The sequence below is a fragment of the Massilia mucilaginosa genome (genome assembly GCF_011682145.1).
Classification (GTDB): Bacteria; Pseudomonadota; Gammaproteobacteria; order Burkholderiales; family Burkholderiaceae_D; genus Telluria_A; species Telluria_A mucilaginosa.
In genome coordinates this window covers 1-21,188 of record NZ_WHJH01000055.1, presented here as the reverse complement: position 1 = coordinate 21,188, position 21,188 = coordinate 1, and the positions used below count along the sequence as shown (strand labels likewise).

22 protein-coding genes are annotated in these 21,188 nt (G+C 63.5%); 9 read left to right on the top strand and 13 right to left on the bottom strand.

What is annotated here, in order from left to right:
• Nucleotide 1: 1 nt before the first annotated feature.
• The 5 genes from aat (at nucleotide 2) to F2P45_RS28315 (ending at nucleotide 4,681) form a co-directional block, all read left to right on the top strand.
• Entirely contained in the window at nucleotides 2-730 is a 729-nt protein-coding gene (aat, locus tag F2P45_RS28335) for a leucyl/phenylalanyl-tRNA--protein transferase (RefSeq protein ID WP_166881567.1), read from the top strand.
• Between the two features lie 83 nt (nucleotides 731-813).
• Complete coding sequence (locus tag F2P45_RS28330) at nucleotides 814-1,542, top strand: arginyltransferase (RefSeq protein WP_166881566.1); 729 nt, start codon at nucleotides 814-816, stop codon at nucleotides 1,540-1,542.
• 66 nt (nucleotides 1,543-1,608) lie between these two features.
• Nucleotides 1,609-2,646, top strand: a complete 1,038-nt coding sequence (locus tag F2P45_RS28325) for a quinone-dependent dihydroorotate dehydrogenase (RefSeq protein WP_166881565.1) — start codon at nucleotides 1,609-1,611, stop codon at nucleotides 2,644-2,646.
• A gap of 10 nt (nucleotides 2,647-2,656) precedes the next feature.
• On the top strand, nucleotides 2,657-3,703 hold the full coding sequence (locus F2P45_RS28320; protein ID WP_166881564.1) for an aldo/keto reductase: 1,047 nt from the start codon (nucleotides 2,657-2,659) through the stop codon (nucleotides 3,701-3,703).
• 102 nt (nucleotides 3,704-3,805) lie between these two features.
• Entirely contained in the window at nucleotides 3,806-4,681 is an 876-nt protein-coding gene (locus F2P45_RS28315) for a CE1 family esterase (protein WP_166881563.1), read from the top strand.
• Between the two features lie 38 nt (nucleotides 4,682-4,719).
• On the opposite strand, the gene F2P45_RS28310 is transcribed toward F2P45_RS28315, so the two are convergent.
• The 6 genes from F2P45_RS28310 to cysT all read right to left on the bottom strand — a co-directional run bounded on the left by F2P45_RS28310 (nucleotide 4,720) and on the right by cysT (nucleotide 10,348).
• Nucleotides 4,720-5,943, bottom strand: coding sequence for a DUF2325 domain-containing protein (locus F2P45_RS28310; RefSeq protein ID WP_166881562.1), 1,224 nt, complete (start codon nucleotides 5,941-5,943; stop codon nucleotides 4,720-4,722).
• 10 nt (nucleotides 5,944-5,953) lie between these two features.
• Nucleotides 5,954-6,229 (bottom strand): hypothetical protein, encoded by a 276-nt coding sequence (locus F2P45_RS28305; RefSeq protein ID WP_187364125.1) that lies wholly within the window; start codon nucleotides 6,227-6,229, stop codon nucleotides 5,954-5,956.
• A gap of 279 nt (nucleotides 6,230-6,508) precedes the next feature.
• Nucleotides 6,509-7,447: a CysB family HTH-type transcriptional regulator gene (locus F2P45_RS28300; RefSeq protein WP_166881561.1), complete on the bottom strand. Its 939-nt coding sequence runs from the start codon at nucleotides 7,445-7,447 to the stop codon at nucleotides 6,509-6,511.
• Complete coding sequence (locus tag F2P45_RS28295) at nucleotides 7,444-8,517, bottom strand: sulfate/molybdate ABC transporter ATP-binding protein (protein ID WP_166881560.1); 1,074 nt, start codon at nucleotides 8,515-8,517, stop codon at nucleotides 7,444-7,446. The genes F2P45_RS28300 and F2P45_RS28295 overlap by 4 nt, the downstream gene beginning before the upstream one ends.
• Nucleotides 8,514-9,449, bottom strand: coding sequence for a sulfate ABC transporter permease subunit CysW (gene cysW, locus F2P45_RS28290; protein ID WP_166881559.1), 936 nt, complete (start codon nucleotides 9,447-9,449; stop codon nucleotides 8,514-8,516). Before cysW ends, F2P45_RS28295 begins: the two co-directional genes overlap by 4 nt.
• Nucleotides 9,446-10,348: a sulfate ABC transporter permease subunit CysT gene (cysT, locus tag F2P45_RS28285; RefSeq protein ID WP_166881558.1), complete on the bottom strand. Its 903-nt coding sequence runs from the start codon at nucleotides 10,346-10,348 to the stop codon at nucleotides 9,446-9,448. The genes cysW and cysT overlap by 4 nt, the downstream gene beginning before the upstream one ends.
• Before the next feature lie 217 nt (nucleotides 10,349-10,565).
• On the opposite strand from cysT, the gene F2P45_RS28280 reads away from it, so the two are divergent.
• On the top strand, nucleotides 10,566-10,967 hold the full coding sequence (locus F2P45_RS28280) for a hypothetical protein (RefSeq protein WP_166881557.1): 402 nt from the start codon (nucleotides 10,566-10,568) through the stop codon (nucleotides 10,965-10,967).
• 21 nt (nucleotides 10,968-10,988) lie between these two features.
• Here F2P45_RS28280 and F2P45_RS28275 read toward each other — a convergent pair whose 3' ends face one another.
• The 3 genes from F2P45_RS28275 to F2P45_RS28265 form a co-directional block, all read right to left on the bottom strand.
• Nucleotides 10,989-11,762, bottom strand: coding sequence for a sulfite exporter TauE/SafE family protein (locus tag F2P45_RS28275; protein ID WP_166881556.1), 774 nt, complete (start codon nucleotides 11,760-11,762; stop codon nucleotides 10,989-10,991).
• Nucleotides 11,763-11,922: 160 nt separating this feature from the next.
• Nucleotides 11,923-12,561, bottom strand: a complete 639-nt coding sequence (locus F2P45_RS28270; protein ID WP_166881555.1) for a peroxiredoxin — start codon at nucleotides 12,559-12,561, stop codon at nucleotides 11,923-11,925.
• Between the two features lie 65 nt (nucleotides 12,562-12,626).
• Nucleotides 12,627-13,187, bottom strand: a complete 561-nt coding sequence (locus F2P45_RS28265; protein ID WP_166881554.1) for an RBBP9/YdeN family alpha/beta hydrolase — start codon at nucleotides 13,185-13,187, stop codon at nucleotides 12,627-12,629.
• A 333-nt stretch (nucleotides 13,188-13,520) separates the two neighbouring features.
• On the opposite strand from F2P45_RS28265, the gene F2P45_RS28260 reads away from it, so the two are divergent.
• On the top strand, nucleotides 13,521-15,809 hold the full coding sequence (locus tag F2P45_RS28260; RefSeq protein ID WP_166881553.1) for an EF-hand domain-containing protein: 2,289 nt from the start codon (nucleotides 13,521-13,523) through the stop codon (nucleotides 15,807-15,809).
• Nucleotides 15,810-15,837: 28 nt separating this feature from the next.
• On the opposite strand, the gene F2P45_RS28255 is transcribed toward F2P45_RS28260, so the two are convergent.
• A complete protein-coding gene (locus F2P45_RS28255) occupies nucleotides 15,838-16,224 on the bottom strand; it encodes a diacylglycerol kinase (RefSeq protein ID WP_166881552.1) in 387 nt (128 codons plus the stop codon).
• 148 nt (nucleotides 16,225-16,372) lie between these two features.
• On the opposite strand from F2P45_RS28255, the gene F2P45_RS28250 reads away from it, so the two are divergent.
• The gene (locus F2P45_RS28250; RefSeq protein ID WP_166881551.1) at nucleotides 16,373-17,152 is read left to right on the top strand and encodes an IclR family transcriptional regulator; all 780 of its coding nucleotides are present in this window, start codon (nucleotides 16,373-16,375) and stop codon (nucleotides 17,150-17,152) included.
• 45 nt (nucleotides 17,153-17,197) lie between these two features.
• Here the strand turns inward: F2P45_RS28250 and pbpG are convergent, their stop codons facing one another.
• From pbpG to F2P45_RS28235, 3 genes are all read right to left on the bottom strand, one after another.
• Nucleotides 17,198-18,271, bottom strand: a complete 1,074-nt coding sequence (pbpG, locus tag F2P45_RS28245; RefSeq protein WP_166881550.1) for a D-alanyl-D-alanine endopeptidase — start codon at nucleotides 18,269-18,271, stop codon at nucleotides 17,198-17,200.
• Nucleotides 18,272-18,424: 153 nt separating this feature from the next.
• Nucleotides 18,425-19,120, bottom strand: coding sequence for a nitroreductase (locus F2P45_RS28240; protein WP_166881549.1), 696 nt, complete (start codon nucleotides 19,118-19,120; stop codon nucleotides 18,425-18,427).
• A gap of 8 nt (nucleotides 19,121-19,128) precedes the next feature.
• A complete protein-coding gene (locus F2P45_RS28235) occupies nucleotides 19,129-19,974 on the bottom strand; it encodes a DMT family transporter (protein WP_229505347.1) in 846 nt (281 codons plus the stop codon).
• Between the two features lie 427 nt (nucleotides 19,975-20,401).
• Here F2P45_RS28235 and phaP point away from each other — a divergent pair, with 427 nt between their 5' ends.
• On the top strand, nucleotides 20,402-20,971 hold the full coding sequence (gene phaP / locus F2P45_RS28230; RefSeq protein WP_166881585.1) for a phasin family protein: 570 nt from the start codon (nucleotides 20,402-20,404) through the stop codon (nucleotides 20,969-20,971).
• Nucleotides 20,972-21,188 lie beyond the last annotated feature (217 nt).

The window sequence follows — 21,188 nt, the reverse complement described above, 5'->3', positions numbered from 1 at the left end:
CATGATTCCCTGGCTTGAGACCGACTCGCCGTTTCCCGACGTTTCCTCAGCGCTCACCTCGGACGCGCCGGGCCTGCTGGCGGCCGGGGCCGACCTGTCGCCCCAGCGCCTGCTGAGCGCCTACCGGCACGGCATCTTCCCCTGGTTTTCCGAAGGCCAGCCCATTCTCTGGTGGAGCACCGACCCGCGCATGGTGCTGATGACTGAAGATTTTCGCATCAGCAACAGCCTGCGCAAGGCCCTGCGCCGGGTCGAACGCAGCATGCAAGAAGGCGGACGCTGGCAGGTGCGCTTCGACAGCGCTTTCGAAGACGTGATGCGCGCCTGCGCCGCCCCGCGCAAGGATGGCCCGGGCACCTGGATTTCGGACGACATCGTCGACGGCTACAGCGGCCTGCACGCGATGGGTTACGCCCACTCGTCGGAACTGTGGCTCGATGGCGAACTGGTTGGCGGCGCCTATGGCGTGTGCATCGGCCGCATGTTCTATGGCGAATCGATGTTCGCGCGCGTGACCGACGGCTCCAAGATCGCGCTGGCCTTCCTGGTCGCCTTTTTGCGCGGCCAGGGCGTGGCCATGATCGACTGCCAGCAGGAGACCGGCCACCTGGCCTCACTGGGCGCGGCGCCGATCCCGCGCAGCGCCTTCCTGGCGCATTTGCGCGACGCGATCGCCAAACCCGGCATCGCGCAATGGAAACCGGGATCGCCATTTACACAGATGGCGTAAACAGCGTAAAGTTTGGCTACAATAGAACCGAAGGAAGCAACCAGGGCCACCGTTCGCAACCACGCCGTATCGAAAGCGACTGCATGACGCACTTAAACGACCTGCCTTTCTCGACGCTGCAGTTCTACACCACAGCGCCCTACCCGTGCAGCTATCTCGACGCACGGCAAGCGCGCTCGCAAGTGGCCACCCCTTCGCACCTGATCAACGCCGACGTCTACTCCGAGCTGGTGAAAAACGGCTTCCGGCGCAGCGGCATCTTCACCTATCGCCCTTACTGCGACGGCTGCAACGCCTGCATCCCGGTGCGCGTGCGCGCCGCCGAATTCGCCCCCAGCCGCGGCCAGCGGCGCGCCTGGAGTCGCCACGCGGCGCTGGTGGCCACGGTCGCCAACCTGAGTTTTTCGGACGAACACTACGCGCTCTACCTGCGCTACCAGACCACGCGCCACGTCGGCGGCGGCATGGACCAGGACAGCCGCGACCAGTACGCCCAGTTCCTGCTGCAAAGCCGCGTCAACACGCGCCTGGTGGAGTTCCGCGACGGCGACGGCGTGCTGCGCATGGTCTCGATCATCGACGTGCTGTCGGACGGCCTGTCGTCGGTGTACACCTTCTTCGACCCCGACGTCGCCGGCGCCTCCTTCGGCACCTACAACGTGCTGTGGCAGATCGCCCAGGCCAGCGAACTGAAACTGCCGTTCGTGTACCTCGGATACTGGATCGAACAAAGTCCCAAGATGGCCTACAAGATCAACTTCCGGCCGCTCGAAGCGCGCATCGACGGCATCTGGAGCGTGCTCGATCGCTAGCCGATAGCGAGCGGGCAGCCCCGGCTCACGGTAAAATGCCGGGACCCGCACCAACCCGAGCACTCCATGTCCCAGAAACTGCTGTATGCCTTAGGCCGTCCCCTGCTGTTCACCGTCAAGCCGGAAACGGCGCACAACGTCACCCTGCCCTTCCTGCGTAGCGCGGCCGCGCTGGGCCTGACCGGCCTGTTAAGCAAACCCGCGCCCGATCCGCGCACCGTCATGGGCATCACCTTCCCCAACCCGGTCGGCCTGGCCGCGGGGCTGGACAAGGATGGCGCCTACATCGACGGCCTCTCAAGCCTCGGTTTCGGCTTCATCGAAGTGGGCACGGTCACGCCCAAACCGCAGCCGGGCAATCCCAAGCCGCGCATTTTCCGCATCCCGGCCAAGCGCGCCGTGATCAACCGCATGGGCTTTAACAATGGCGGCGTCGATGCCTTCGTCGCCAATGTGCAGGCCTCGAAGTTTTACCAGGACAAACAGGGCGTGCTTGGCCTGAACATCGGCAAGAACGCCAGCACCCCGATCGAAAACGCGGTCGACGACTATCTGCACTGCCTCGAAAAAGTCTACCCGTACGCCAGCTACGTGACGGTCAACATCTCCTCGCCGAATACCGCCAACCTGCGCCAGCTGCAGGGCGCGTCGGAACTGGACGCGCTGCTCTCCCGCCTGAAAGACGCGCAACTGCGCCTGGCCGACCAGCACAAGCGCTACGTGCCGCTGGCGCTCAAGATCGCGCCGGATGTCGACGGCGACCAGATCAAGGATATCGCCGGCGCCCTGCTGCGCCACAAGATAGACGGCGTCATCGCCACCAACACCACCCTCAGCCACCGCGAGGTCGAGCGCATGAAGCACGGCCAGGAAACCGGCGGCGTCTCGGGCGATCCGGTATTCGAGCTGTCGAACATCGTGATCCGCGCGCTGCGCCAGGAACTGGGCGACGCCGTGCCGATTATCGGCGTGGGCGGCATCATGCGCGGCGCCGACGCCAAAGAAAAGATCCATCTCGGCGCCTCGCTGGTACAGTTGTACACCGGCCTGATTTACCAGGGACCGGGCCTGATCCGCGAATGCGCGCAGGCCCTTCGACCATAAGGAACGCACCATGATCAAGACCAGGCTCGGACGCACGCCGCTCGAGGTATCGAAGATCTGCCTCGGCAGCATGACCTTCGGCGAGCAGAATAGCGAAGCCGACGCCCACAGCCAGCTCGATTACGCGCTCGAACGCGGCATCAATTTTGTCGACACGGCAGAAATGTACCCGGTCATGCCGCGTCCGCAGACGCAGGGCGACACCGAGCGCTTTATCGGCAGCTGGCTGAAAAAGACCGGCCGGCGCGGCGAGATCGTGCTGGCGACCAAGGCCGCCGGCCCGAATCCGAACCTGCACTGGGTCCGCGAAGGAAAGCAGAACCTCGATGGCGCCAGCCTGCGCGCGGCGGTCGAAGATAGCCTGCGGCGCCTGCAGACCGATCATATCGATTTGTACCAGTTGCACTGGCCGAGCCGCAATGTGCCGATCTTTGGCGCCACCGCGTTCGACCCGGCCAAGGAACGCGCGGCCATTCCCATCGAAGAGACCCTGGCCGGATTGCAGGAACTGATCGACGCCGGCAAGATAGGCCATATCGGCCTGTCGAACGAGAGTGCGTGGGGCGTGAGCGAATTCGTCAAGCAGGCCGAGATGAAAGGGCTGCCGCGCATCGCCAGCGTCCAGAACCTGTACAACCTGACCGCGCGCACCTTCGAGACCAGCCTGATGGACGAAACCTGCTTTCGCGAAGATGTGGGCTTGCTCGCTTACAGCCCGCTGGCGTTCGGCCAGTTGAGCGCGAAGTACCTGGACGATCCCAAGGCCAGTGGACGGCTGACGATTTTCCCGGCGTCGTGGAGCCCGCGCTATCTGCGCGCGCCGGTGCTGGCGGCGGTCAAGGAATACGCGGCGCTGGCACGCGCCAACGGCATGACGCCGACCCAAATGGCGCTGGCGTGGTGCTACTCGCGCTGGTTCGTGGCCTCGACCATCATCGGCGCGACCAGCCTGGCGCAGTTAAAGGAAAATATCGACGCCATGGCGGTGACCCTGGCGCCGGAAGTGGTGGCGGAGATCGACGCGATCCACGCGCGCATCACCAACCCGGGCGCATAAGCGACGCGCATAAACCAGCCGCTGGCGGCGGCCAGCGGCTTCACACGGTTTTCACATCCGATATCGTACCTTGGGGTCTTTCCACTTCCGCAAGGATGCCCCATGAAATCGCTGTTCCCGCTCATCGTTCTGTTCTGCGCCTCGATTCCCGCCACGGCGCAGGAACAGCGGCTGGTCCATCAGGACGTGAAGCGCAAATTCATCGTCTACACGCCCGCCTCGTACGCCGCCAATCCGCAACAGCAGTTCCCGGTCGTGATCAACTACCACGGCGGCGGCATGACCATGCGCGAGCAGATGCTCTACACGCGCATGAACCAGAGCGCCGAGCGCGAAAATTTCATCGTGGTGTACCCGCAGGGCATCAAGCAAGACTGGAACGTCAACCTGGCGCGCGACAGCAAGGAGAGCAGCGACGATATCGGTTTCACCGAAGCGATGCTGGCCAAGCTGAAAGCGGACTACCGCATCGACCAGCGCCGCGTGTACGCCACCGGCCTGTCGCGCGGCGGCTTCTTCAGCTTGCGCGTGGCCACCGAACTGCCCCATCTTTTTGCGGCGGTGGCGGTGGTGGGCGCGCAGACGCCGCAAACGGTCATCGACCAGCAGGCCAAACCGGGCAAAATCGGGGTCATGCACATCGCCGGCACGGCCGACACGATCGTCGCATTCGACGGCAAGGCGGGTCATTATCTATCCGCCGCCGAGTCGCACCGCTACTGGCTCAAAAATAGCGGACTCGATGGCGCGCCCGCGAGCGAGCGCACGGCCGATAGCGACAAGCGTGACGACACCGAGGTGACGCACCTGGAACAAAGCCGCGACGGCGTGAGCGCGGCGCTGGTCACTGTCAGGAACGGCGGCCATACCTGGCCCGGCGCCGACGCCTTCAACGTCGGCCTGCCGCTCGGCAGGACCAGCCGCGATATCGACGCCAATGCCGTGATCTGGGAATTCCTGGCCAAGCACCGCAAATAGGCGCCGTGTCCGCGAACCGGCTGCAAGACGGCGGGACCCTACGCGGCCAGAATGGCGATCTGGCGCAGCCCGCGCGAAAAACTGGTGCTGCTCGGATTTTCCACGAACACGCACTGCTTGCCGGTGCGCTTGCAGTGCTCCTTCACGCGCCAGTACGCATTGTGGCTGATGCAGCCGGTCTGGCAAATCACCAGGTCGGCCGCCGCCAGGTTGGCGTCCAGCAGATCGGCGCCGTGCTCCTGTCCACCGTCATGGTGCGCGAACCTGGCGCCCGCCTCCTCCGTCATGCAGCGGTAACTGGCCACGCTGGCGCTCCTGCCGCCCACGCACAGCAAGGTCTTGTCGACCAGCTGCGCGGCGGCGATGGCCTCGGCCGCGTCTTCCTCGCACACCAGCGCGTCCACCGGCCGCGCCGCCTGCAAGGCGTCCAGCTGGCGCGTGGACGCCGCCAGTTGCTGGCGCAGCTGCGCCAGCTGCGCATCGCGCGCGCCCAGGCGCTGCGCCGCTTCATCGAGTTTTTGCTTGAGCCGCGTGCGCGCTTCCAGGTCCGGCACCGAGGCGCTCAGCTCCGCCATGTCGGCCTGCAGGAACGCGACCTTGCTCTCGCGCGCCACCAGCTCGGCGCGCGCAGTCATCAACTGCGCCTGCACCTGTTCCAGCTCGCGCGCCTTGTCGGCCAGGGTGCGCACATGGCGCTGCTGCGACTGCGCCAGTTCGGCCGCCAGCGCCGCATTCTCTTCCTGCAGTTCCAGGTAGCGCGCATGGTCGATGCGGGTCGTCGCCCCGGCCTGGTGCTGGATCATGTGCATTTCGCGCAGCACCGTGTCCTGCACCAGGAAGTCGCTGCGCGGGTGCGTCAGCGCGGCCCAGAAGGCGCCCGCCACGTCGCCCTGCGCGATCGCCTGGCGCCACAGCTGCATGACGGCATCGCCGCTGCGCGCATCCTTGAAGCGCAGCAGCACCAGCGCGTAACGCTGGTCGAGCGCGTCCTGCAGCAGGTTCGAGATGCGGTTGCGGTTGGCGCATTCGGCCACCGCGCCGACGTGGATTTCGTAGTCGTCGGCCAGGGCCTGGCCGCGCACGCCCTTGTTCACCAGTTTGCGCAGCACGCCGAGGGGCAGGCACACGCCGATCACCGGGCAGTGGGTATTGGCCGGCAGCTCCCACAGGCGCTGGCGGCGCGACGACGAAGTGCGCGAAGCCGCTTCGCCGTCGGGAGGGAAGAACCGCGCGAGCGGCTTTTTGGCATCGTGGTCGCACATACGCTTCTCCTTAATGCAGCTTGGGGCCGTGGCGCGCTTCGTCGATGACGGCGGCGGCAGCGGCGGCGGCATTCGACTGGGCCACGTGGTCGAGGCGCGCCTGGGCGTCGCCGACCATGCCCGAGAGCGCGCGGAACGCTTCCGGCGTGAAGCGCACCGAGACGTGGTTCAGCGACAGGTGCAGCACACTGCATTCGGGGCAGATGCTGACGTGGCCGATGGTGCTGTCGGCGATCGTCACATGCTGGCAAGGCTCGCTTGGATTCTGTGGATGTTTGCTCGACACGATGCTTCCTTGACGGTGTGCAGTGGCTGGCGACGGCGGCGGGCTATGCGTGGGTGGATGGCTTGCTGAACTTAGAGCCTGTTTCGGTAGGCCGGAGTCGCAGTTGGCGCGCCTGGCAGGCGGGGGCGGCGTTGCTCGTCGTTGCATGGCTAGCCATGCGGCCTCCTCGCGCCTTGCCCGCGCCCGCCAGGCATCGCCCCCTGCTTCCCCCGGCCCACCGAAACAGGCTCTAAGTATAAACGAGAATCATTCGCATTTGCAAGCAATCACTCGCCCAGGCTAACTTTCACGCGGCGCGTCGGCGTCGAGCGCGCGTTCGATATCGGCGCGCGAGACATCCGGCGCGAACTGTTCGATGAAGTGATACGCATACGCGCGCAGATACGCGCCGCGCCGCACCGCCAGGCGCGTCACGTTGGGCGCGAACAGGTGCGACGCCTCCACCGCGCGCAAGCCCATGTCGCGGCCATGATCGAAGGCCATCGAGGCCACGATCCCCACGCCCATGCCCAGGCTCACATACTGCTTGATCACGTCCGAATCCATCGCGGTGAGCACGATGTCGGGGCGCACCCCGGCCTTGGCGAACGCCGCGTCGATATGCCCGCGCCCCGTGAAGCCGACGTCGTAGGTAATGAGCGGATAGCCGGCCAGGTCTTCCAGCCGGATCGGCGAGCAATTGAGCAGCGGATGAGCGTCCGGCACCACGATCAGGTGGCTCCAGCGGTAGCACGGGAACGACACCAGGTCGGGGAACTGCGACAGGCCCTCGGTGGCGATGCCGATATCGGCCTTGCCCGACAAAACCCATTCGGCGATGTGATCGGGTGCGCTCTGCTGCAGCGCGATGCGCACTTCCGGAAAATCGTTGCGGAACGACTGCACCACTTTCGGCAGCGCGTAGCGCGCCTGCGTGTGGGTCGCCGCGATGGTCAGGGTGCCGCTGTTCTTGCCCGCGTATTCCATGCTGGCCTGCTGCAGGTTCTCGGCCTCCACCAGCAGGCGGTCGATGATCTTCAGGATGCCCTTGCCCGGATCGGTCAGGCCGGTCAGGCGCTTGCCGTTGCGCTCGAAGATCACCACCCCAAGTTCGTCTTCGAGCTCGCGGATCTGGCGGCTCACGCCCGGCTGCGACGTGAACAGGGCATTGGCCACCTCGGTCAGGTTGTAGCCGCGCCGGGCCGCTTCGCGGATGGACCGCAGTTGTTGAAAATTCATATCGCCGCTCCCTGGTCGACAAACACCTGCATCCGGCGCGGACGCACCACCAGCGTTTCGCCTTCCTTCAAGCCGAGCTGGCGATAGCGCTCGTTGGGAATGACCGCTTCGATCAATTCGGCATTGTCGGCGCGCTCCAGATCGAGCTGCGCCAGCGGGCCGATCGCATGCGCGCGGCGCAGCTTGACGACGATGCCCTCCGCGCCCGGCGTGTAGCGGTCGATATCAAGGTCGTGCGGCCGCACGTAGGCGGTGCCCTGCCCGTTGCTGGCCGAGGCATGCTCCGGCACCAGGAAGCTGGCGTCGCCGCTGGCCATGACGCCGTCGTTGACGCGCCCGTGGAACAGGTTCACGTTGCCCAAAAAGCCGTACACGAAGGGCGAGGCCGGATTGTTATACACCTGCTCCGGAGAGCCCAACTGCTCGACCCGGCCCTTGTTCATCAGGACCACCTGGTCCGACACTTCCAGCGCTTCTTCCTGGTCGTGGGTCACAAAAATGCTGGTCACATGCAGGTCGTCGTGCAAGCGGCGCAGCCAGCGCCGCAATTCCTTGCGCACCTTGGCGTCGAGCGCGCCGAACGGCTCGTCGAGCAGCAGCACGCGCGGTTCGACCGCCAGTGCGCGCGCCAGGGCGATGCGCTGGCGCTGCCCGCCCGACAGTTGCGGCGGATGGCGGTCGGCCAGCCAGTCGAGCTGCACCAGTTCGAGCAGCTGCTGCACCTTGTGGCGGATCTGCTGTTCGCTCGGACGCTCCTTGCGCGGCTTGACGCGCAGCCCAAAGGCCACGTTCTCGAACACCGTCATGTGCTTGAACAGCGCGTAGTGCTGGAACACGAAGCCGACCTGGCGCTCGCGCACATGGCGGTCGGACGCATCCTCGCCATCGAGCAGCACGCTGCCCCGGTCCGGATGCTCCAGCCCCGCGATGATGCGCAGCAGGGTGGTCTTGCCGCAGCCCGAAGGCCCCAGCAGCGCGGTCAGTTCGCCCGAAGGGAACTGCAGCGTGACGTTGTCGAGGGCGACGAAATCGCCGAACCGCTTGTTGATATTCTTGACTTCGATCGTCATGATCCGTGCTCCATGTTGCGGTCTGCGGCATGCAGCGCGTGCGTTTCGCGCAGCCGCCATTCGACAAAGGTTTTGATCGCCAGGGTCACCAGCGCCAGCAATGCCAGCAGCGAGGCGACGGCAAAGGCGGCCGCGAAGTTGTATTCGTTGTAGAGGATTTCGACGTGCAGCGGCATGGTGGTGGTCTCTCCGCGGATGTGGCCCGACACCACCGACACCGCGCCGAATTCGCCCATGGCCCGCGCGTTACACAGGATCACGCCGTACAGCAGGCCCCATTTGATGTTCGGCAGGGTCACGCGCCAGAACGTGGCCCAGCCCGAGGCGCCCAGCACCAGCGCGGCTTCTTCTTCCTCGTTGCCCTGCGACTGCATCAGCGGAATCAGTTCGCGCGCCACGAACGGGAAGGTGATGAACACCGTCGCCAGCACGATGCCCGGCACCGCGAACAGGATCTTGATGTCGTTCTTGGCCAGCCATTCGCCGAACCAGCCCTGGGCGCCGAACATGAGCACATAGATCAAACCGGCGATCACCGGCGAGACCGAGAACGGCAGGTCGATCAAGGTGAGCAGGATCGATTTTCCCTTGAATTCGAACTTGGCGATGCACCACGCGGCGCACACGCCGAACACCAGGTTGAACGGCACCGAGATGAGGGCGGCGATGACGGTCAGCTTGATGGCCGAGACGGCGTCCGGATCGGTGATCGCCGCGATGTAGGTGTCGATGCCCTTCTTGAAGGCTTCCGCGAACACGGCCGCCAGCGGAATGAACAGGAACAGGGTCAGGAAAATCAGGGCGATGAGTTTCAACAGCGCGCTGACCCAGACCGGTTCGAGCGGGTGCGAGCGGCGCAGGAACAGCTCCCAGAACGAACGGCGCGGGCGGCGCTCTTGAGGCGACGTGGCCTGGCTGATCACGGTGCTCATTTTTTACCGGTCCTGGCGCGGGTCCACGCCTGTAGCAAATTGATGGCCAACAGCAGCGCGAACGAGGCCACCAGCATCACCACGGCAATCGCGGTGGCGCCGGCGTAGTTGTACGCTTCGAGCTTGATGTAGATGAGGAGCGGCGTGATTTCGGAGATCATCGGCTGGTTGCCGGCGATGAAAATGACCGAGCCGAATTCACCGGTGGCGCGCGCGAACGAGAGCGCAAAGCCGGTCACCAGGGCCGGCATCACAGCCGGGAACACCACGCGGGTAAACGTCTGCCAGGCGTTGGCGCCCAGGCTGGCGGCGGCTTCTTCGAGTTCCTTTTCCAGGTCTTCCAGCACCGGCTGCACCGTGCGCACCACGAAGGGCAGGCCGATGAAGGTCAGCGCGACCACCACGCCGAGCGGCGTGTACGAGACCTTGATGCCAAGCTCGGTGAAGTACTTGCCGATCCAGCCGTTGGACGAGTACAGCGCGGTGAGCGTGATGCCGGCCACCGCGGTGGGCAGCGCGAACGGCAGGTCGACCAGCGCATCCATGAAGCGCTTGGCCGGGAATTCATACCGCACCAGCACCCACGCGACGATGCCGCCGAAGAAGGTGTTAATCAGCGCCGCAATGAAGGAGGCGCCGAAACTGAGGCGGTAGGAAGCGATCGCCTGCTCCGACGCCACCACTTCCCAGAACGCCGGCCAGGTCATGCTGAAGGTCTTGAGGAACACCGACGAGAGCGGGATCAGGACGATCAGGCACAGGTAGAAGACCGTGAAGCCGAGCGTCAGGCCGAAGCCGGGCAACACCCGGCGCGGGGTTTTGACATACAGCCAGCGGAAAAGCCAGTCGAGGCCGGGAACGATCCGAGGCAGCTTTTCGCCGGGAGGTGAAGGGGACATGGGGCCTCTTATTACAAATTCGTCTAATAGGCGGCAATAATCGCACTAGAACCTCATAACGCAAACGAAGCATTTCTTATTTGCATAGATGGATAGGCTATTAGGATTGCGCCGACCGCCCCGGATGCGGTCGGCTTGAGCGGGCGCAAAGGCCCACTTGAACGGCTGAACCCGGCTCGTCCCGGCGCTGTCTGACATGCAGCGATCAGGAGGAACCATGGACAAGCATGAAGGTTTGCAAGGTAGTGGCGGCGCGCCGGACAGTTGCCGGGCAGCGCAAAAGGAAACCGTGCTCAGCGTCAGCGTGCCGCCCGGGCTGCGCGCCATCTTCCAGGTCTGGTCGCAGGAGTGCGATCCGGCGCCGATGCTGCCGCGCGGCGGCGACATGCGGGCGCTGGTGGCGGCCTACGTGCGCCTGGGCGCGGCGGCCGGCGCGGCGCCGGTCGAACGCGAACTGCTGGTGCGGGTGTACGTGAATGCGGCGCTCAACTGCGAATTTGCGCTGTGGACCGAACTGCGCCATGAAGCGGCGACGGTGCTGCGCTGGCTGGCGCCGATCGTCGCCGCCGACCCGCTTCTGCGCGCGCAGGTGGCGCTGGCCTGGCCCTGCCCGCCGTGAGTGGCGCTCGTCAGAGCGCGATCAATACACCAGCTTGACCGCCACCAGCGTGAGCGTGGTCGCCAGCAAGCCGCGCAAGAAGCCTTCCGGCACAGATTTGGCCACCCAGGAGCCGATGGTAATGCCAGGCAGCGAGCCGATCAGCAGCATGGCGAGCAAGGTCCAGTCGATCGACCCGAGCCACCAATGGCCGAAGGCGGCGATCGCGGTCAGCGGTACGGCGTAGGCGATGTCGGTGCCGGCCACTTCGGCCGGGCTCATGCGCGGATACAGCATGACCAGCAGGGTCGCGCCGATGGCGCCGGCGCCGATCGAGGAGACCGTGACCAGCACCCCCAGCACCGCGCCGGAAACAATGGTGGCGACCATCAGCGGCCTGCCCTGCAACTGACGCTCGGGCTTGGCGTTAATCCACGCCATCATCTTGCCTCTGAACAGCAGCGCAATCACGGTCAGCATGACCGAACCGGCGATCGAGTAACGGATGAGCTGGCCGATTTCCTTGTCGAGCGCGCCGAATTGCTTGAGCGCCAGGGTGGCGGCCACGGCGGCCGGCAAGGCGCCGAAGCAGAGATGGCGCACGATATCCCAGCGCACCGTGCCGCGCAGGCGGTGGGTGAAGGTACCGGCCGATTTGGTGATGGAAGCGAACGCGAGGTCGGTGCCGACGGCGACCGAGGGCGGCACGCCGAACAGCAGCGTGAGCAGCGGCGTCATGAGGGAACCGCCGCCGACGCCGGTCATGCCGACCAGCAGGCCGACGGCGAAACCTGAAACGATATACGTAAGTTGCATGAATGAGTCCCTAGAATACATTCAGGGTATAGGGACTCAGCCGTGATTCAAACAACGGAAAGCTTATTTGCTTATGCGTTTCGAACCAGCGTGGTGAAAATGGTAATGCCGGGATGCCGACGCCGCCCCTGGCGCAATCGGCCTCCCGCGCAGGGGGTCCTTACTTGTTCGGCTGCGGCGTCAGGCGCAGATAGGCGCGCTCGGCGGTGTAGCCCTTGGGATACTTTTGCTTGATCAGTTCCGGATCCTGCACGCTCAGCGGGATGATGACATCGTCGCCATCGCGCCAGTTGCCGGGCGTGGCCACGGTGTAGGCATCGCTCAGCTGCAGGGCGTCGAGGACGCGCAGCACTTCGTCGAAGTTGCGCCCGGTGCTCATCGGATAGGTGATCGACAGGCGGATCTTCTTCTTCGGATCGATCACGAACAGCGAGCGCACCGTGGCCGTGGCCGACTGTTCCGGGTGGATCATGTCGTACAGGGCGGCGACCTTCTTGTCGGCATCGGCGATGATGGGAAAGCCGACCACGGTCTTTTGCGTCTCTTCAATGTCCTTGATCCAGGTTTTATGCAGCTCGGCCGGATCGACCGAGAGGGCAATGGCTTTCACATTGCGCTTGTCGAATTCAGGCTTGAGCTTGGCGGTCAGGCCCAGCTCGGTGGTGCAGACGGGCGTGAAGTCGGCCGGATGCGAAAACAGCACCACCCACGAGTCGCCCGCCCATTGGTGAAACTTGATTGTTCCCAGCGAAGAATCCTGCTCGAAATCGGGAGCGGTATCGCCCAGACGTAAACTCATTGTGATCTCCAATCGTTCATCGAAAGTTGTTCGAACCTTGTTCGAAATGTATACGCGGATGTCAATCATGCCGAAAAGGCCAGCACCCTATTGTGCGCCAATTCGGCCAAACGCTGCAAATAGTTGTAACCGGACGGCCAGTCGCCCAGGCCGGAATCGGCATTGATGTGGCCCAGCCGGCCCAGCTCGATCAGCTCGCTTCCCCAGCGGCGCGCCCACAGGGCCGCGTGCGATGCGCTCATCCACGGATCGTTGGCGCTACTGACCACTTTGCTAGGGCAGTCGAGCGACAGCGCGGGCAGGCGGTCGGACACGCCGAACTTGTCGGGATCGGCCGGCGCGACCAGCAGCGCGCCGGCCACGCCCTCGCTGCGGCGGGCGATGCTGTGCACCGCGGTCAGGCAGCCGAAGCTGTGCGCCACCAGCAGCGCGGGACGCGGATCGGCGCGCCGCACCTGGTCCAGGCGCGCGGCCCAGGCGGCCAGGTCGGGCTGGTCGAAGTCATCCTGGCGCACGCGCACGAATTCCGGGTGCAGGCGCTGCCAGCGCGACTGCCAATGGCCCGGTCCGCTGTCATGCAGCCCGCTGACCACGATTACTTGAAAATGGGGAAAGAGTTCCGTCATGGCGCCACCTCCTGGACCGCCAGAGTACGGCGCGACGGGAAGAAAACGAAGGAATCGTTTCGCGGTTCGATATGCGGTGTGCGCATAAGGCGGGCCGATAGGGCGGGAATCGCTGCTGAGCCTGATCAACACCGCATCGGCTGAACTACCCGACTATCCGACTATCCGCCCGGGCCGGTGCCTTGCCAGTCCAGTGCACTCGACCCTGCCGGACAGCGATGCGCGCGACGGATCACGCGCGCCATCGCGCTTCCCATCCCCGGCCGCCGTGGCGCGGCAAGCCAGGCCTGCTTGATCCGATGACCACTGAAACGATGTGGGATGGAGCTAATCATGATTACCAGCAATGAAAGAGGCTTCGACGATGAGAGCCGCAGCGCGCCTGAACAGCGCGCGTCCGGGGCGGGCATGCGGCGCCTGGCCTTGCTCTGTCTGATCCTGGCCACGGCACTCGGCGTCTGTGCACCCTCGTTCGCGCAAGCGCCGGGGGACAACTTCGGCTACCGCGCCACGCCCATCTGGGGCCAGATTCCCGTCCTGACCATTTTATGGCAATTCTCGGATACCGAACCGTTTCCCTCCGACTACAGGACGACCTACTCCCAGCTGGTGTTTGGCGGCACGGCGACGCTCAAGCCCAGCCTGGCGGGAGAGCTGGGCTTCTTCGACCAGGCCAGCAATGGCAGCTTCAACTTCGCCAACGCCGGCATCGTCGGGCCGCTCTACGCGCGCGACATTCCCGGAACCGCGCTCGACGAAAGCAAGCTGGCCTCGGCCGACCCCGCCACCTACTTCACGACCATCAGTCGCGCCGCGGAAGCTGCGGGTTTCAATTTCCGCGCATTCGACAGGAACGGAGACGGGACCCTCACCCGCGACGAACTGGTCATCAACACCATCCATTCCGCGCGCCAGAGCCACGAATTCATCGCGACCACCCATCCCGCATGGATTCCGCCGCCGACACCGGTCGTCGGCCCCGTGTTCAACGAACTCGGTTACGCCTTCACCAGGCTGCTGGGATACGTCTACCGCGCCGATTCAAGCACCTCGCCCACGACCACGCGCCCCTTGAACTTGTGGTTCAACGGCGCCACCGGCGACAATTACTCAACCGGGACCAGCGCAACGATTCCCGCCGGATACGGCCTGGTCGGCGCGCTGGGCCGCATGTTCAACCCGGCGGCGCTCGCTCCCCTGAACACCGTCGCGGTCTACATCTGGCGCAACAACCTGCGCAAGGACTACCTCTTGACGACGACCAGCCCGACTGGCGCTGAAGCTACCGCGCTACAGGCCAAGGGCTACGTGTTCATCCGGCAAGACGGCTTCATTTTCGACCCGGCGCGGGCGCAGCCTCCGGGAACCGTCGCGCTCTACTTGTGGGAAGGCCAGGGAATGATCGGCGGAGGCCAGAACCGGGGAATCGACTTTACCCTGGCCAGCGGCCTGCGGGTCCGCTCGCAGTCGGTCAGCATCGCGCAGGACGTGATCCACAACCTGAGCGGGCTGGCGCACGAGATGACCCACTACGCCGGAGGCGTCGACGTGTACGGTGCGGGCTTCGCGAAGAACTTCCGCTATTCGCTCATGGGGGCGCTGCAGGCTGGCCGGCGGGTGTCGCACCCCGACCCGATGAACAAGATCATTGCCGGCTGGGTGAAGCCAACGGTGCGAACGATAGGAACGAGCGGGACCTTCGACATCCTCGCGAGCGCGATATCGAAAAACGAGCAGAAGGCGGTCGTCTTCTACCACCCCACGCGCGGCAACAAGGAATTCTTCCTCCTCGAGTACCGCTACAAAGCCCAGCTCAGCGCAAGAACCGACATCGAGCCGCTGTACGGCCTCTGGAACGCCGCCACCGCCGACAACTGGAACACCACGAGCCGGATCGGCGGCGCGCTGTTCGACGCCCGCAATCCGGCAGCGAAGTACGCGAGGACGGACGGATTCATCTTCAAGGCGTCGCTGCCCCGCCCCGTGGGAACGATCCCCTTGTACTCCTGGTACAACGCCAGCAACGGCGACCACTTCTCCACCACCAACCCGGTGTGGGCAGGCACGCCTTTTGAGACCAGGGGCGGTTACGTGATGCAGGCGATCAGCGGCTATGTGCATGACCCGGCCCGGCCGCAACCACCGAATACCTTGCCCTTGTATTCATGGTTCAGTCCCTCGCGACAAGACAACTTCATGACCACGGACAAAGGCTGGACCGGCACGCCCACCGTATCGACGCGCGCCCCCGACTACACCTGCATTCGGCTGGAAGGCTATCTCGAGCAAGGCGCTTACTTCAATTACGACGGCGCGGCGTTCACGAACTTGCATGGGATCCCGGATGCCGGGCTGGCGATCTGGTACGTGAAGATCGGCGCCGACGGCATTCCATTGATTGTGCCCGCCCGCGATGGATCGGGCGCGACCTTGCCTGGAGAGATAGACCGGGCGGTGTATATCTATCCGCGCGACCGGCGCTACGGGTTTTCCCAAGAGCTCTTCAAACAAAGCGATGGCATCGTGACGGTCAACTGGCCTGACGGCACGCCGAGCGGATTGCGTCTCGAGGTACTGACGACCGACCTGACCCAGCCGTCGCTCAGGGTCAGGGCCTGGTAGCCGGCTCGGCCGGCAATACCAATCGGACTTAGTAGAAACGGTTGAACAGCACCACCGCCCACGATGCCACGGCAATCATGACCGCCAGCATCACGGCGGCGCTGCCGAAATCCTTGGCGTTCTTCGACAGCGGATGGCGCTCCAGCGAGATCCGGTCGACCACGGCTTCGATGGCCGAGTTGATCAGTTCGACGATCAGCACCAGCACCAGCACGGCGATCAGGAACAGTTTCTGGAAGGAAGAGATTGGCAGCACCAGCGCGATGATGGCGCCGATAACCACCGTGAACAGTTCCTGGCGGAAGGCATGCTCGCTTGCCCAGGCCGATTTGAAGCCATCGATCGAATAGCCGGTGGCCGCCACGATGCGTTTGAGGCCGCTTTTGCTCTTGAATTCACTGACAGGCTCGGTCATGGAGTCTCTTCAAAATAACAGGTAAAACGCATTATGCCCCGCCCCGCCGCTAGCGCGCCACCTTTGCCGCGCGGCGCAGGGAAATTGCCAATCCTTTTCACATTGTGGTATAAAGAACGGACATATACTGCACTGCACCAACCACATCATGAAAATCGACACCGTTGAAGCACCCAAAACCTCGATCCAGGTGATCGAGCGCATGGTGGCCCTGCTCGACGCGCTGGCCAACTATACCGATCCGGTGAGCCTGAAGGAATTGTCCAAGGTATCCGGACTGCATCCCTCGACAGCGCACCGGATTCTGAACGACATGGTCATCACGCGCTTCGTGGACCGGGTCGAGCCGGGCACCTACCGTCTCGGCATGCGTTTGCTGGAGCTGGGCAACGTGGTGAAAAGCCGGCTGTCGGTGCGCGAAGCGGCGCTCGACTTCATGCGCTCGCTGCACAAGAAGACCCAGCAGACCATCAATCTGTCGGTGCGCCAGGGCGATGAGATTGTCTACATCGACCGCGCGTTTTCGGAGCGCTCCGGGATGCAGGTGGTGCGCGCGATCGGCGGACGCGGTCCACTGCACCTGACCTCGACCGGGAAGCTGTTTTTGTCGGTCGATGAACCGAAGGCGATCCGGGCCTATGCCACGCGGACCGGGCTGGCCGGGCATAACAAGAATTCGATCACCGATCTGGGCAAGCTGGAACGCGAGCTGAGCGTGGTCAGGACGCGCGGTTATGCGCGCGATAACGAAGAACTGGAACTGGGCGTGCGCTGCATGGCGGCGGGCATCCATGACGATTCGGGCAAGCTGATTGCGGGCTTGTCGATTTCGGCGCCGGCCGATCGCCTTCAGGAGGAATGGCTGGAAGATCTGGTGACGACGGCGAGCCAGATTTCGGCGACCCTGGGATATACAGGACCGGCCTGAACCGTCGATGCCGCCGAAGGCGGTAACGACGGTTCAATCGCTACTTCAAGACAAGCCCGGCGGCCGCAAGGCCTCCAGCCAGCGCCGCATGCGTCCCGCATCGGCGGTGCGCGATTGCTTGCCCTTCGAATCCAAAAACACCATGATCACCGCGCGCCCCTGGATCACGGTCTGCATCAGCAGGCAACGCCCCGCTTCATTGATGAACCCGGTCTTTTGCAAACCGATATCCCAATCCGGCATCGCGACCAGATAGTTGGTATTGTTGTAATGCATCATCCGGTCGCCCGCATCGACCGTCGATTTCGGATCGGTCGAATACTGGCGCAGCAGCGGCTGGTTGTAGGCGAACATGGCCAGCTTGGCCAGGTCGCGCGCACTGGCGACGTTGCGGCTGGACAGCCCGCTCGAATCGACATAGCGCGTATCGTTCATGCCCAGCTGGTGCGCCTTGGCATTCATGGCCTCGACAAAGCCCGCCACGCCGCCCGGATAATTGCGCGCCAGCGCAGACGCCGCCCGGTTCTCCGAACTCATCAGCGCGATATGCAGCAGGTCGGCGCGCGTCATCCTGGAACCGATGCGCAGGCGCGAACTGGTGAATTTTTCGTGATCGACGTCATCGTCGGTGATGGTGAGCACTTCGCCCATGTCCTGCTGCGCTTCCACCACGATCAGGCCGGTCATCAGCTTGGTGATCGAGGCGATCGGCAAGGCGATATTCGCGTTCTTCTCGAACAATACCTCGGCATTGTTCTGGTCGAGCACGAAAGCGACGTTGGATTTGAGATCGAGCGGGTCGGACGTCTGGTTCAGGCCGGCACGGTCGCCAGCACTCTGGCGTACCCGTTCGGGCAGCGAGGCGGCAACGATCACGCGCTGGTACACGGCCTTGCGTTTGCCGCGCACCATGACGGTGCGGCGCACCATCGTGTTGCGGCTTTCGGCCACCACGCGCGGCGCGATCTCGCGCCGTTTGAAGCGCGCTTTGCCGACGGACTGCTTCTTGACCTTGCCCGCACTGACGCCGGCCTTGGCTTTGGCCTTGACCTTGGCTTCGACCGGCGGCGTGAAGACTAACAGCAGGGAAGCGATAGCGCCCAAGACAAACTTATACATCTGAATTCCTTTGAAGCGAGCTGACCTTTATATCGCTGAAGTCTAGCAAAGTACTCAGCAATCGCAAACGAATTTGACATTCGGAGGAAGTCTTGTGCTGGGCTACAACGTCGGTAGCCAGCACGCTCCTTGCATCCGTCACAGTGTACGCGTTTATTCCATAAAGCGAACAAAGCTTGCCACAGCTTCGCGCGCGGTCACCAGGCTGTTCTCGATCTTGTCCGGATCGGCGAAGCCGAGCGCCATGCCGCATACCAGCATCTCAGTGGGGGGCAGCTGAAGATACGCGGCAATGACCTTGTGATACGGGGTAAACGCCGCCTGCGGACAGGTATCGAGCCCGCGCCCGCGCGCAGCGACCATGATGTTTTCCAGGAACATGCCGTAATCGAGCCACGAACCCTGCTCCAGCACCCGGTCGATGGTGAAAATGAGCCCCACGGGCGCATCGAAGAAGCGGTAGTTGCGGCCGAACTGGGCGTGCATGCCGGCCTTGTTGTCGCGCTCCAGGCCCAGCAGCGAATACAAGTCCAGGCCCACCTTGCGGCGCCGCTCGATGTAGGGCGAGGTCCATTCGCGCGGATAGTACGGATACTCCTCCGTGTGCAGCCTGGCCTGCTCGGGATCGTTGTGGACCGCCAGGATGGCCTGCGACAGGCTCTCCTTGGCCTGGCCGGTCAGCACGGTGACCTTCCACGGCTGGATATTGGTGCCGGACGGGGCGCGCGCGCTCACGGCCAGGATCTGCTCGATATCTTCGCGCGCGACCGGGGTCGGCAGGAAGGCACGGATCGAACGGCGCGAGCCGATGGCGGCGTCGACGATTGCTTGTTCATTACTAGCCAACATTGTTTCTCCTATTTTTTGACGACACACACCACACCGATCACCGCCACCAGCATGCCGGCCACGCCGAGCCAGCTGAAGGCCTCGCCGAACATCAGCCAGGCCATGACCGCCGTGGTCGGCGGCGTCAGGTACAGCAGGCTGGTCACCTGGGTCGCATCGCTGCGGCGGATTAACTGGAACAGCAGGAAGATGGCGCCGATCGACAGCGCAAACACCGACCACATCCACGCGCCGATGAAACGCGGCGTCCATGTGATGCTGCTGAGCGACCAGTCGAGTCCTTCGAACAGCAGCGCGACCGGCAGCAGCACCGCCACAGTGGAGGCGAACTGGATCACGGTGCCGGTGCGCAAATCGAAGCGCGGACAAAAGTGCTTCTGGTACATCGTACCAGCGGTGATCGACAGCAGCGCCAGGACGCTGAAGCCGATCGCCAGCGGCGACAGGCCGACCAGGGTGATCTTGGCATACACCACCAGCGCCACGCCGGTCAGGCCGAACAGCAAGCCCAGCCACTGGCGCGGACGCACGGTTTCGCCGATCAGGGGCGCGCAGGCGGCGGTCAGGATCGGTTGCATGCCGACGATCAGGGCGGTGACCCCGGCCGGCATGCCGAGCTTGATAGCGCACCAGACCCCACCCAGGTAACCCGCCTGCAGCAGCAAGCCGGCCACGGCGATATGGCCGATGCAGCCCTTCGGCCACGGTGCCTTCCAGATCAGGACGATGGGCAGCAGCACCGCCAGCACCGCCGCGCAGCGCAGCAGCAGAAAGGTCAGCGGCGGCGCGTACGGCAGGCCGAACTTGGCCACGATGAAACCGGTACTCCACAACAGCACGAAAAACACCGGCATCGGCGACAGCCAGGGCGCACTGTGGCGCGGCGCAACATTTTTAGACGTTTCGTTTGACATATATCAAGGGTCGCGCTCGACGCCGAAACGTCAATACGCCGCATCAACAGGTGGGACAGCGCGAATAGCGAGTCTAGCATGGGCCGCGTTGCCATGTTACCAAGGCCGGTTTTGTCTATGACAGACGAGGCGCATGTCGCTCTGGAATCGACTTGCGCAATATTGTCAAGCACATCAATTTGGATTGATCGCGAGTGATTTGTGCACTGCACAAAATTCGCTTGACTCTGATCAGGAAATCATTAAAATAGACTTTGTTGCGCTGCACAATCCTATTGTTCAGCCTTGGCTTGACAGATTTTTCTGCCTCACCGGTTCAACGCAGCATTTATCAACAATACTATTAATCAATATTTGGAGAATATATATGTTTGCAATCCCTGAGCAGTTTTCGAACGCCACCAAAGCCAACTTTGAATCGCAGTTTGCGCTGTACTCGTCGCTGACGACCAAGGCCTTCGAAAGCATTGAAAAGCTGGTCGAGCTGAACATCACCGCTGCCAAGGCAACGCTGGAAGAGTCCTCGATCGCTACCAAGCAGCTGCTGTCGTGCAAGGATCCACAAGAATTTTTCTCGCTGACCGCCGCCCAGGCTCAGCCGACCGCTGAAAAAGCGATGTCGTACAGCCGCCAGCTGGCCGCAATCGCCACCGGCACCCAGGCTGAATTCAGTAAAGCTGCCGAGTTCCAGATCGCCGAAACCAACCGCAAAGTCATTTCGCTGGTTGACGAAGTGAGCAAGAATGCTCCTGCCGGTTCGGAAAACGTGGTTGCCGCGATCAAGGCATCGATCGGCAACGCCAACGCCGGCTACGAGCAGATGAGCAAGACCGCCAAGCAGGCGAAAGAAGCCCTGGAAACCAATGTGAACGCAGCGGTATCGCAGTTCACCCAGGCTGCACAGAACGTTGCTGCACGTACCACCGCCAAGCGTTAATTTGGCGCGGTATTGCTGAGGTGCAGCTACGCACCTCACAAAAAAACCCGGAGAATCACGATTCTGCGGGTTTTTTGCCGTTTACGCCTGCTAGCCTGAATTTTGCATAAAAAAGGGCAAGAATGCCGTAAGTGATTGATAAAATGTGAGTTATCGAGAAACACAGCTATCAACAAAAACGCCACCTTGCCCGACATGAATTCTACCTCAGAGCAGC